This is a genomic window from Candidatus Terasakiella magnetica (assembly GCF_900093605.1).
GTDB lineage: Bacteria > Pseudomonadota > Alphaproteobacteria > Rhodospirillales > Terasakiellaceae > Terasakiella > Terasakiella magnetica.
This window is the reverse complement of the sequence record NZ_FLYE01000046.1, coordinates 221,419-233,194: the sequence shown is the minus strand read 5'-3', so window position 1 is coordinate 233,194 and position 11,776 is coordinate 221,419. Positions and strand designations below refer to the sequence as shown.

General features: G+C 47.6%; 16 protein-coding genes. 4 read left to right on the top strand and 12 right to left on the bottom strand.

Translation table 11 applies throughout. The annotated features are described in order from the left end of the window. Nucleotides 1–52: 52 nt before the first annotated feature. Nucleotides 53–382, bottom strand: a complete 330-nt coding sequence (locus tag MTBPR1_RS15560) for a DMT family transporter (protein ID WP_069189937.1) — start codon at nt 380–382, stop codon at nt 53–55. 237 nt (nt 383–619) lie between these two features. Here MTBPR1_RS15560 and rpmB point away from each other — a divergent pair, with 237 nt between their 5' ends. Next, on the top strand, nt 620–913 hold the full coding sequence (gene rpmB / locus MTBPR1_RS15555; protein WP_069189936.1) for a 50S ribosomal protein L28: 294 nt from the start codon (nt 620–622) through the stop codon (nt 911–913). 87 nt (nt 914–1,000) lie between these two features. On the opposite strand, the gene MTBPR1_RS15550 is transcribed toward rpmB, so the two are convergent. From MTBPR1_RS15550 to MTBPR1_RS15525, 6 genes are all read right to left on the bottom strand, one after another. Further along, nucleotides 1,001–1,237, bottom strand: a complete 237-nt coding sequence (locus tag MTBPR1_RS15550) for a hypothetical protein (RefSeq protein ID WP_069189935.1) — start codon at nt 1,235–1,237, stop codon at nt 1,001–1,003. A 128-nt stretch (nt 1,238–1,365) separates the two neighbouring features. After that, entirely contained in the window at nt 1,366–2,259 is an 894-nt protein-coding gene (locus MTBPR1_RS15545; protein ID WP_069189934.1) for an esterase-like activity of phytase family protein, read from the bottom strand. Between the two features lie 4 nt (nt 2,260–2,263). Beyond that, entirely contained in the window at nt 2,264–4,114 is a 1,851-nt protein-coding gene (locus MTBPR1_RS15540; protein WP_069189933.1) for a cobaltochelatase CobT-related protein, read from the bottom strand. Nucleotides 4,115–4,118: 4 nt separating this feature from the next. Further along, nucleotides 4,119–5,117, bottom strand: coding sequence for a cobaltochelatase subunit CobS (cobS, locus tag MTBPR1_RS15535; RefSeq protein ID WP_069189932.1), 999 nt, complete (start codon nt 5,115–5,117; stop codon nt 4,119–4,121). Nucleotides 5,118–5,134: 17 nt separating this feature from the next. After that, a complete protein-coding gene (locus MTBPR1_RS15530; protein ID WP_240492934.1) occupies nt 5,135–5,725 on the bottom strand; it encodes a J domain-containing protein in 591 nt (196 codons plus the stop codon). 147 nt (nt 5,726–5,872) lie between these two features. Beyond that, complete coding sequence (locus MTBPR1_RS15525; RefSeq protein ID WP_069189931.1) at nt 5,873–6,247, bottom strand: helix-turn-helix domain-containing protein; 375 nt, start codon at nt 6,245–6,247, stop codon at nt 5,873–5,875. Nucleotides 6,248–6,449: 202 nt separating this feature from the next. On the opposite strand from MTBPR1_RS15525, the gene MTBPR1_RS15520 reads away from it, so the two are divergent. Together MTBPR1_RS15520 and MTBPR1_RS15515 are read left to right on the top strand one after the other, a co-directional pair. Next, nucleotides 6,450–6,731, top strand: coding sequence for a BolA family protein (locus MTBPR1_RS15520; protein ID WP_069189930.1), 282 nt, complete (start codon nt 6,450–6,452; stop codon nt 6,729–6,731). A gap of 168 nt (nt 6,732–6,899) precedes the next feature. Next, nucleotides 6,900–7,208, top strand: coding sequence for a ribbon-helix-helix domain-containing protein (locus tag MTBPR1_RS15515; protein WP_069189929.1), 309 nt, complete (start codon nt 6,900–6,902; stop codon nt 7,206–7,208). A gap of 60 nt (nt 7,209–7,268) precedes the next feature. On the opposite strand, the gene MTBPR1_RS15510 is transcribed toward MTBPR1_RS15515, so the two are convergent. From MTBPR1_RS15510 to MTBPR1_RS15490, 5 genes are all read right to left on the bottom strand, one after another. After that, nucleotides 7,269–7,823, bottom strand: coding sequence for a DUF2889 domain-containing protein (locus MTBPR1_RS15510; RefSeq protein WP_069189958.1), 555 nt, complete (start codon nt 7,821–7,823; stop codon nt 7,269–7,271). Nucleotides 7,824–7,930: 107 nt separating this feature from the next. Further along, a complete protein-coding gene (locus MTBPR1_RS15505) occupies nt 7,931–8,386 on the bottom strand; it encodes a CBS domain-containing protein (protein ID WP_069189928.1) in 456 nt (151 codons plus the stop codon). Nucleotides 8,387–8,495: 109 nt separating this feature from the next. Continuing rightward, nucleotides 8,496–9,755 carry an HlyC/CorC family transporter gene (locus tag MTBPR1_RS15500; RefSeq protein WP_069189927.1) on the bottom strand — a complete coding sequence of 420 codons (1,260 nt, stop codon included), beginning with the start codon at nt 9,753–9,755 and terminating at the stop codon, nt 8,496–8,498. 26 nt (nt 9,756–9,781) lie between these two features. Further along, nucleotides 9,782–10,909, bottom strand: coding sequence for a 3-dehydroquinate synthase (gene aroB, locus MTBPR1_RS15495; RefSeq protein WP_069189926.1), 1,128 nt, complete (start codon nt 10,907–10,909; stop codon nt 9,782–9,784). Nucleotide 10,910: 1 nt separating this feature from the next. Continuing rightward, on the bottom strand, nt 10,911–11,459 hold the full coding sequence (locus MTBPR1_RS15490) for a shikimate kinase (RefSeq protein WP_069189925.1): 549 nt from the start codon (nt 11,457–11,459) through the stop codon (nt 10,911–10,913). Between the two features lie 96 nt (nt 11,460–11,555). On the opposite strand from MTBPR1_RS15490, the gene MTBPR1_RS18025 reads away from it, so the two are divergent. Then, complete coding sequence (locus tag MTBPR1_RS18025) at nt 11,556–11,771, top strand: hypothetical protein (RefSeq protein WP_126465286.1); 216 nt, start codon at nt 11,556–11,558, stop codon at nt 11,769–11,771. The last annotated feature ends 5 nt before the right edge of the window (nt 11,772–11,776 follow it).

The window sequence follows — 11,776 nt, the reverse complement described above, 5'->3', positions numbered from 1 at the left end:
CCTATGGCCTGCCCAACATTGATAATTCTCATTTTTTAAAAAGATTCTAAAATTAATGCAGCGATGTTTTTGAAAAGACATTAATTACCGCTACACCCGCAACAATAAGGCCAATACCGATCATGGCGGGCACGTCGGGGACTTGTTTATATAAGTAAGCCCCTGCAATGGTGACGAGCACAATCCCAACGCCTGACCAGATGGCATAGGTGATCCCCACCGGAATGGCGCGCAAGGTCAGGGTCATGAAATAAAAAGCCGCCCCATATCCAATCACCACAATGAGACTCGGCCACAAACGTGTGAATTCTTCTGAGGCTTTAAGTGCGGATGTGGCAACCACCTCTGCAACAATAGCAATGGCGAGATAGAGATAGGTCATGCAACAGGTCCCCTGCCTTGTTGTATTTTATGTTGGAAAAGCTGGTATTTCGACTATGATGCGCCAACTCAGCTTTTGTGAGGATGACCTTTTTGGATAGAATGTCAATTTTCTTCATAAAAAGAGTCAGATTCACCTTGACGCGCCTGTAACATTTGCGTAAAACGCGGGTCTCTCATGAGGGCGGGACTATGTCTGGCCCCACCTTCAGTATTTTTGAGATTAAGGATTTTTATTATGGCACGTCGCTGCTCCCTTACTGGTAAAGGCGTTCAAACTGGCAACAATGTAAGCCACGCTAAGAACCGCACTCGTCGTCGTTTCTTGCCAAACCTGCAAGATGTAACTTTGGTTAGCGATGCTTTGGGCGTTTCTGTAGGCCTGCGTGTTAGCGCTTCTGCGCTGCGCACCATCGAACACAAAGGTGGTCTTGATGCTTACTTGCTCGACACAGCAGCTGACAAGCTGCCACGCGAAGCACGTCGTTTGAAAAGCCGCGTTAAAAAAGCTCAAGCTAAAAAAGCTGCTTAATTTAAGTAGTTCGCTTAAGTTTTAAAGAATAGCCCGTCCTTCTTTTGAAGAGACGGGTTTTCTTATGTCTAAAGCCAAGGTAATCCTTCAGGGTATTAGCCCTCCCAATGCCTTCACAGCCGTATCTGGATTATCGCCAACAACATCAACCGCTCCCTCAACAACAGTCGTCGTTAGAGGAACAGCGACATCACCAATAACGAATGTAGCCACATCCAGCGTTGCACCACCAATTGCTGAAACAGTAGAACAGGCAGCAAGGGACACCATCAAGCCTACAATCACACAGGCCTGCATCACCTTCTCAGCTTTCATAGCGCGCATCAAATTTACCTTCCTGTTCTTTTTGTCTCTCAAACGATACAGGATAAAGATACTTAGCTAACCTTTAACAAAGCCTTAGAAAAAAAATTAATGAGCGACTTTTAGGGATTTTTTTATCTCTGGACTGACTATCTCAAGCCCAATGTCATCACTAAGGTACGCTGCAAGATACTAAAGTTATCATCCGAGATCAGCATCAAACGCACCTGCCCGTTATCTTCTTGATAAGCCGCAATCCCTTCAAAATTATCCAAGGGTGTAGGCGGACCAAGCTTTGCGAGAATGTCGCCGCGCTTGCCCGTTATCCCATCCAGATAAGACAGGCGCAAACGCACGCCTGTAATCGGGGCATAATATCTTTCCAGCAAAACCAATCGGTCACGACCCGGCAACCGGGTTAAGCCTGTGGGGCGAAACTCATCAATGCGCGTGATGGTTTTCTTCTCCCAGCTTTTCTTATCATGACCCTCTATCCACAGGCTGATCTCCTCATCACGCTTGCGCCCTTCCCCCACAATAACCAAACGACCATCACTGAGCGTTTCAATCGCTTCCAAGCCGCCATTATTTGGCAGCCCTTCAACAGCTGAGGGTAAAGGGATAGGATCACCTACAATTTTTCCCTCACCGCTATAAGGCAGGATACGGTGATTGCGCTCAAAGGAAATGAGAAGCCGCCCTGTTTCATCTAAGGTCAGACTTTCGCTATCGCGCTGTTTTTTCTTTTTAAGACGCTTTCCTTTTAGGTCGCGCAAAGCCACCACATCACATTGGCCCATATCCTGTCTGGAAAAACGAAACAGATGACCGTGGTCCCCTGTGCTGATGATCTCATCATCCTTAATCATCAGGCTGGAAAGCCCGCCAAAGCGTTTATCAAATGAGGTAAGCTCTACAATGGAAAGCAGTTCCACATGCTCGGTTTTAAAAGGGGCAAAGGCTACATCCTCTTTCCATACCTTGATCGGTTCCGCCCACACAGCGCGTGACATAAAAAGAAACAGAATGAGCCAGAATTTCAAATGCCTATCCCCTTAAATGCAGACTATCCAGTTTGGCATCAAACAGGTCAGCCAGATTTTGCAAGATGGTTCCGCCCAAATCTTCCGGATTACTTAACGTCACCGCATTTCGATAATAGCGTGTTACATCATGGCCGATCCCAATGGCGGTGAGCTGCACCGGTGTTTTGGTCTCCATCCATTCAATCACTTCACGAAGATGGGCTTCAAGGTAGCTCCCCGGGTTTGACGACAATGTGGAATCATCCACAGGTGCCCCATCAGAAATCACCATGAGGATTTTGCGATCTTCCGGGCGCACCATCAATCGCTTATAGGCCCACAATAAAGACTCTCCATCGATATTCTCTTTAAGAAGACCTTCTTTAAGCATCAAGCCCATATTGTTTTTGGCGCGACGCCATGGCACATCAGCTGGCTTATAAACCACATGGCGCAAATCATTTAAGCGACCCGGGTTAGGTAATTTACCCTCGCTCATCCATTTTTCTCGCGAGCGTCCACCTTTCCACGCCTTGGTGGTAAAGCCAAGCACTTCAACCTTGACCCCGCACCGCTCTAACGTGCGGGCCAGAATATCTGCACTGATCGCCGCCACCGTAATGGGGCGCCCGCGCATGGAGCCGGAATTATCAATCAACAAAGAAACAACCGTGTCACGAAACTCGGTTTCTTTTTCCCATTTATAAGAAAGCGAATGGGTCGGGTTTGCCACGATACGTGCCAAACGTGAGGAATCGAGCAAACCTTCTTCAAGGTCAAAATCCCAAGAGCGCTGTTGTTGCGCCATTAAGCGACGTTGCAAACGGTTGGCGATACGCGCGACCACACCTTGCAGATTTGCCAGTTGCATATCCAGCTGGCGTCGAAGCCGTTCAAGCTCTTCCTCATCTGCCAGATCATCGGCTTCGACTTCTTCGTCATATTCGGTGGTATAGGCTTTATAATCAATTTCAATGGCCTGCTCAGGGTCCCACCAGTTTTGGCGGCTTGTGGGGCCAGCAGGGGCTTCTTCACCTTGGCCTGAAGATTGTTCTTCTTCCTCACCTTCTTCAGACTCCCCATCCATGGAGCCCATATCATCACTGGGTGAAGACGGCATATCCATGTCATCACCCATTTCCGCACCAGAACCGACACTTTCAAGGTCTTGATCCGACGGGCTGTCTTCACCTTCAGTTTCTTGGGCATCAGAGGATTGCTCTTCCTCATCCTGCTCCCCACTTGGCGGTTCCATCAGTTCAAGCTCTTCGAGGAAACGATATACCGCCTCCCCATAGGCTTTTTGATCATCTGCGTTGGCGGCTAGTCCTTCAAGGATGGTCTCGCCATGTTCTTCTAAAAACGGGCGCCACATGTCAGCAGCTTTTTTTGCCACCGCTGGCAGTTCCCGTCCGGTTAGACGTTCGCGCACCAAAAGGGCCAGCCCATGGGCCATGGGGATATCTTCACGGTTTAAAGCGTTGCCCCAACCGTTTTCCATACAGCGGATATCCAAAAGCGTGCGCAGGTTTTGCGCCACCCCTTTCATACGGCGCGAGCCTAGGGATTCTACACGGACCTGTTCAACCAGTTCAAACACCTCACGGGCGTTTTGGTCACTGGGCATTTTTGCGCGATGAAGATCCGCATCATGAAAACGCAGGCGAAGCGAGGCCGCATCAGCCGTGCCGCGCAAGCGTTCCAGATCATCTTTTGAGATAGCGCCACGCGATGGCAGGGGCAAGCGCACGGCTGTTTTTGAAACCGTGGCCGCAGCGGGTGAATAATTCACCATCAACTCCGGCTCCCCTGAAAAAGAGCGCACCGTTGCGGTCGTTACCCGTTTTAAAAGATCGCGTATCTCTTCTTGCATCAGCTTAGCTCAGCGCCACGCGCGCCGCACTTAAAGGCAAGTCTTCATCAAAACAGCGTTGATAAAACTCTGCCACTACGGGGCGTTCCATCTCGTCACATTTATTTAAGAAGGTCACGCGGAAGGAATAGCCCATATCGCCCCCAAAAATCTTGGCATTTTCTGCCCATGTAATCACTGTTCGTGGGGACATGACGGTGGAGATATCGCCATTGATAAAGCTTTGACGGGTCAGATCGGCAAGTTCCACCATGGCACTGACGTTTTTGCGCCCTTCTTCATTATCAAGCTCCGGCAATTTTGCCAAAACGATTTCGCATTCCTCATCATGGGGCAGATAATTAAGCGTCTGTACCATAGACCAACGGTCCATCTGGCCTTGGTTGATCTGTTGCGTGCCATGATAAAGGCCCGTTGTATCACCAAGGCCAATGGTATTGGCTGTGGCAAACATGCGGAAATGGTCATGGGGGCGAATAACACGGTTTTGGTCAAGCAAGGTCAGCTTACCTTCAACTTCCAAAATACGCTGGATCACAAACATCACATCGGGGCGACCTGCATCATATTCATCAAATACAAGGGCGCAAGGGTGTTGCAAGGCCCAAGGCAGGATGCCTTCACGAAACTCTGTCACCTGCTTGCCATCTTTAAGCACAATGGCGTCTTTACCCACCAGATCAATTCGGCTGATATGGCTATCAAGGTTGATGCGCACACAGGGCCAGTTTAGGCGCGCTGCCACCTGTTCAATATGAGACGATTTCCCTGTACCGTGATAGCCTTGCACCATCACACGACGGTTATGGGCAAAGCCTGCTAAAATCGCCAAGGTGGTTTCTTTATCAAAGCGATAGGTTTCGTCCAGATCAGGCACATATTCATTTCCTTCAGAAAAGGCCGGAACGTCCATATCGATATCAATACCGAATGTCTTGCGCACATCCACTGTTGTATCAGGTTGCGTCAAAGGAAAGGCTTGTGTGCCAGTAACGTCAGTCATAAGTCAGTTCTTTCGGATTAATCGATAATTACGTTTTTAAGCAATGTATAGGCTTGGCTGATGATTTTGAAGCGTTCTTCTGCGTCTTTATCCCCATTATTGGCATCAGGGTGATATTTCTTTACCAAAACCTTATAGCGCGCCTTTAACTCATCTTGGCTCACAGGGGGCTTCAGGTCGAGCAAGGCAAAGGCTTTGCGCTCTTCCCATTCATATTGGGCAATGTCATCTTCGGGCTCATTTTTAAAGCTGCCATCTTGGTTGAAAAAGCCAAAATCATCCTTAAAGCCAGCCCCGCCTGCACCGCGCCCGTTTTTAAAGGTGCCAAAATTCCAGCTTGGGCGATCCCATGTGTAATCTTTGCGCATGTCGCGTTCAATATCGGCTGTGTTCATACCTTCATAGTAATTCCAGCGTTTATTATATTCACGCACATGATCAAGGCAGAAGTGATGGTAATTGCGCAAAGTATCGCGCGATTTTGGGGCTTTAAACTCGCCATAGTCCTCGCAATCGGGCCACGCACATTTTGGCGTGTCCGGGTCAATCTCGTTTTCTGGCTCTTCCCAGAAACGGCTATTGAAGCGAAGATCACTTTTAAAGTTCACGACTTAAAACCCAAATATTAAAATCACCCATGGCTCATATGGGAAAGTTGCCTGTTTATAGCAAGGGAGGCAGCAATGAAAAAGGCACAAAAAAAATCCGGTGAAAGTTCTCACTCACCGGATTTTTTAAGAAGTCTCAAAAAATGATTATTTTTCGTCCGCCAGCGCACGCGCCAGGCTGGAAATCGCTTCTTGGTATTTTTCGTTGCGAATCATAGAGAAATGGCGCGAAAGCTCCAGCCCCATACGTTCGCGCGGGTTGGTTTCGCGCTGCGTTTCACCACCAACACCGTCAAAGAAAAACTCAACGGGTGTATTGAGCATACGGGCAATTTCAAACAAGCGACCTGCTGAAACACGGTTTACACCTTGCTCGTACTTATGCGCCTGCTGGTAAGTCACACCGATTCCTTTTGCAAGCTCTTGTTGCGTCAGGCCAAGCATAATGCGGCGTTCACGGATTTTTTCGCCGACAAAACGGTCTACATCATCGGCTCGTTTTTTGTTTACTATATCCGACATCGGCTTATAGCTCCCACTTAGAAATTAGTGACTCCGTTTTTAGAGTCATGAAAATGCCCTCAAAACTATTCTTTTGTTATACTCCCTTAGTATAGTATTGCAAAAAAGTTATCAAGCCTTACATTTCTTAATCTCTAAGTTGAGAAAGAGCTTCAACTATAAGGCGTTGGAAATCAACAATTTTACTAAAAAGGAAAACTAAATGTCCGTTGCTGAAAAAATGGAAGAAAAACTAAAAAAGGCGCTTAAGCCCCAGTTTTTAAAGCTTGAAGACGAATCGTTTCGTCATGCAGGTCATGCGGGTGCAAACCCACAAGGTGAAAGCCATTTCCAACTTCTAATCGTTTCAAGTGCGTTTGAGAATGTTTCGCGTGTTCAACGTCAGCGCATGGTTTATGATGTTTTAGCCGATGAAATGCAGGGTCGAGTCCATGCATTGGCCCTTAAAACACTTACCCCAAATGAGTATAAAAACACCGAATAAATACTACTGTATGCAGGTGGTGTAATTTAAAAATAAGCACATTGTATGTAAGGGAATTGACATAGGTCACATTTCACCTTAAAGTTAAAAAATACAGCCAATTGCGAGATCAATAGGGGTATTGATGGCTGTATATATATATATATATATATTAACTCTGGGGTAGTGATGACTTTATCATTGGTGAGCCGCAACGTGGTCATTTCAGGACAACGTACAAGCTTCCGTCTAGAACCGGAAATGTGGTCGGCACTTGACCATATTTGTGAAGAAGAACATACCAATTTACATACATTATGTACGTGGATTTCTGATTATAAACCGCGTTCCAACAGGACGTCGGCAATCCGTGCTTTTATTGTGGCCTATCTACGTGCACAACTGGATGGCAAGAAATCTTCTCAGCATGGGCCGAACTGTCCATGCCATAAGCAAGATGACATGAGCGAAGAGCTCTGCACCATCCTGACGCACTAAAGACTTTCCACACATAAGTGTATTTCAGAGCCTTTCTTGAATGTTCAAGTCAGGCTCTTTTTATTTGCCCACGTAATATTCAGGCCAGCGCTCTTTCACCAGTGGGCCGTTGCTATCCATCGCATGGCAACCATCAATGAGAGAGGGCTTATCGCGTTCTTCTTCAGGTAGGTTTTCCCGGCGGCGTTTAAGGGCGGGATAAAGTGTCTGATAGGTCGCTGTGGCAATGGGGGCGAGCATCTCCACCAAATGGGTGCAGCCTTTTACACCCCCCAACTTTTCACGCACACGCCTGTTCCAGCCCGGCCCGACCTGCATGCCTTTAAGCACATCAAAGGCAGGGGTGATGGTTGTGCACATGTTAAAGGGGCTATCATCAATTGAAACCGCCACATCGCGCACGATCATCTCTTCATCGACCGTGAGGCGCAGGCGCATATTATGAATAGCCTCCCCCGCCTTGATCTCGCCACGGTCCTTATTGGGGAAGGAATAGGTCTTGGTATCCACCAGATGGCCTTCCACATCAAACAGGCCGTCTTCGCGCTCATACCCGGTAAAAGAAACTTCACGGGTATGAAGATGTTTGCGTTTGGCGGGTTCTGGTAAAGGCATGGGATCACCGTTTATAGACTGCACATAATCAAACAGCCGCATCACTTATAAAAATGCGGCTGCATGACTTAAATTCTATTTTCAAATAGGCTGATATGTCAAAGGCGTCAAGCCCCTACACCGTATCCATCCCCACCTTGTACATAAGTTTCACAGGCTTGTAAGTCCTCTGCCAAGCCCTCTTGGACAGCCTGATAAAGGTCGCGCACAGAAACCATGCCAATGGGTTTTTGGCTTTCATCTACAATCGGGAGGTGACGATAGCCTTTTTCAACCATCATTTCCAAAGCCTGACCGCTCAGCGCATCGCCTGTGATTGTATCCGGGTTTGGTGTCATAATATCTGCGATTTTCGCCGTATCCGGGTCAACACTTGCCCCGACAACTTTACACATCATGTCGCGTTCCGTCACAATGCCGACAATTGCGTCCCCATCCACCACAACAAGTGCACCGATATTTTGCCCCGTCATTAAAACAGCAGCGTCGCGCACTGTTTTATCTGCCGTCATTGTTGTGCAACGGCATTCTTTAATAACATTTGGAACCAACTTCTTTTGCATTTTGTCCCTCCCTGTAGAACTACATTTGCCCTGTTCGAGCTTTTTATACATGGGAATGAAAACATATGTTTCAAATGCAATCTAGTTTTATTTCGAATTATCTAAAATTTTAACAGTCTTGAGCTGGAGAAATGCGAATCGATGTAATTTGGTTGCGTTTTCTCTCACGTACCTCAAAACGAAAGCCGAAGAAATGGAAGATTTGCCCCACATCAGGGATGCGTCTTGCTTCATGCAATAACAACCCTGCAATGGTTGCCGCCTCTTCATCAGGCAAGCGCCATTCAAATTCACGATTTAGATCACGAATGGTAACAATCCCATCTACAAAGTAAGATCCATCTGTTTGGAGCTGCACCCCTTCGACCTGATCATCATGTTCATCTTCAATATTACCGACGATTTCTTCCAAGATATCTTCCAGCGTGACAATGCCCATCACGCTGCCGTATTCATCCACCACAATGGCAAAATGTTCGCGTCTCGCGCGAAAGGCCTCAAGCTGGCCCATCAGGGATGTGGCTTCTGGAATAAACCATGTCTTACTGGCAAGCTCTTCAATATTAAGCCCAGACAAATCCCCTTTTTGTGAGCGAATAGCTCGCAGCAGGGCCTTGGCATGTAGCACACCGATAATATTATCCGGCTCATCACGATAAAGCGGGATGCGGGTATAAGGGCTATCGAGAACCTGTTCGACAATCTCTTCAGCTGGTAAGTCCACATCAATCATCACCACCCCCTTGCGGTGTGTCATAATCTCTCTGACTTCAACATCTGTGAGATCAAGGATACTGTGAAGCATGGTGCGTTCTTGGCTGACAGCGTCATCATCATCACTATCATGCAGGTTAATCGCCCCGCGCAACTCCGCCTCACTTTGCCCGCCATCTTCAGAGTTTTTAGCCCCAAAGAGTTTTAAGGTACCTGCCACAATAAACTGGATGGTCGCGATGATCGGGGCCAAAATAAAGACCAGCACGCGCATGATCGGTGCAATGCTCAAGGCCATTTTATTGGCATTTTGTAAGGCAAAAGTCTTGGGCATGATTTCAGCAAAAATTAATACCACAACCGTCATCACCAAGGTCGCCCAGACAACGCCGGTCTCGCCAAAAAGCTGGATCATCAGGCTTGTTGCCAGGGCTGAGGCTAAAATATTAACCAGATTATTCCCCAGCAAGATCGCCCCGATGAGCCGCTCTTTTGAATCAAGCAGGCGGTTTACCGTAGCTGCCCGGCTATCTTCTTCATCTTGTTCCAGCTGATGCATCAAAGGGCGCGAGGCTGCCGTCAATGCTGTTTCTGAACCAGAGAAAAAGGCCGAGAATAAAATCAGCAAAACAATCGCACATATAATAAAGGTCATAATCGCCCCTCAATTTCCAAACGTGATCAAGCTTTAGATCGTTTCAATAAGTCATCCAGATAGGTTTTCAGGTCTGCATCCTCAACCTCACGGCTGAGATAAGCCTCCCCAATGGCGCGCACAAGAACAAAGGTCACTTTGCCATCTTTAACCTTCTTGTCTTTCATCATATGCTTCATGAGCAATTCTGCCGTCCAGTCCTGACAGGGCAAAGAAGACAGATCAACCGGCATACCAAGCGAGACCAAGTGTTTTTTCAAACGCTCGCCATCTTCTGGCGCACATAGGCCCTGTTGTGCACAAAATTCAAAGGCCATGACCATCCCGATGGAAACCGCCTCACCATGCAACAGGTCCCCGCCATAGCCGCATTCTTTTTCCAGCGCGTGACCAAAGGTGTGACCAAGGTTTAACAAGGCACGCACGCCGCCTTCTTTTTCATCTTGGGCCACCACATTGGCTTTGGCTGCACAGCTTTTTAAAATGGCTTCACGGCGCAATTCCTGATCACCATCGATCAAGGCCTGCCCGTTTTCTTCCAGCCATGCAAAAAACTCAGCATCGCCCAACAGGCCGTATTTCACCACCTCGGCATAACCTGCCAGCAATTCCCGCTTTGGCAAGCTATTGAGGCTTTGGGTATCAATCAAGACGAGGCGGGGTTGATGAAAGGCCCCGATCAGGTTTTTACCCGCCTTGGCATTAATCCCTGTTTTGCCCCCAACGGAGCTATCAACTTGTGACAAAAGGGTTGTCGGTACCTGAATAAAATCAATCCCACGCAACAAGGCACTGGCAGCAAAGCCTGTGATATCGCCAATAACGCCGCCACCAAGGGCCACGAGGCTGGTGCCACGCTCAATACCCATGGCTAAGATATCTTCGAGCAGCTTTTCAAAGTTTGAAATACTTTTTGTGGCTTCACCTGCGGGTAAAACCACGCTTTCACAAGATAGGCCCGCGTCTTCTAAAAAACCACAAAGTTTATCAAGATAAAGCGGGGCCACATTGCTATCGCTCACAATCACAACCCGTTTGCTTTTTAATAAAGGCGCAAACAGCTCACCAGCTTTTTCAAGCACATTGGGGCCACAGACAATGTCATAGCTGCGCTCATCAAGGTCCACATGAAGGGTATTTTGTTGTGTTGTCATTCTATTTGCTCAATTTTTTCAATGTCGTAATCACGCGGCTAACCGTTGCATCCAGCGCTTCATCTTTTGTTTCTACCGTAATATCAGCCATAGCATAGACCGGATAACGCTCATCCACCAATTTGCGCAAGACCTTTGCCGGATTGCCTTGGTTTAAAAGCGGGCGGTGTTTACGCCCTGTTGTGCGTTTAATCAGCACCTCCACATCGGCCTTTAACCACAGGCATGTGCCTGTTTCCTCAATCAGCTTGCGGGTTTCATCATTCATAAAAGCCCCCCCGCCTGTTGCGAGAATGCAGGGCTCACCTTCCAAGATGCGTTTAATCACGCGGCGCTCGCCATCGCGAAAGGCCGCTTCGCCATATATTTCGAAGATATCAGCCACGCAGCAGCCTGCGGCCTCTTCAATTTCACGATCTGCATCAACAAAGGGGACACCATAATGTGCTGCTAGATTGCGCCCGATGCAGGACTTCCCTGCCCCCATCAGCCCCACAATTACAAGGGAATTCCCTTTGGGCAGGGGGAGTTTTTTTTGTTTATTTGGCACGTTTGTCCGTTTCCGAAAAAAGATTTATTTTCACGATTTTGTCCTACTTTAATTAAGATTTTATATTTTCGTAAGTAGAATTCTTCATAGATTGCGTTGAAACTGTCTCAAGAGACGGTTAGACTGCGCTCCAACGTTCGTTTTTACCATGATGAAATAGATAAATACGCCATGAAGGCTTTTTCAAAATTCCTACTCATACTCGTCCTGCTCACCCTTGGGGGAGCTGGTGTTTTCTTGGCAACGTGGGATATCCCTGCGCCAACGGCCCCGGTGACCAAAAAGATTTCTGACGACCGTTTTCCAAGATAAAAAAC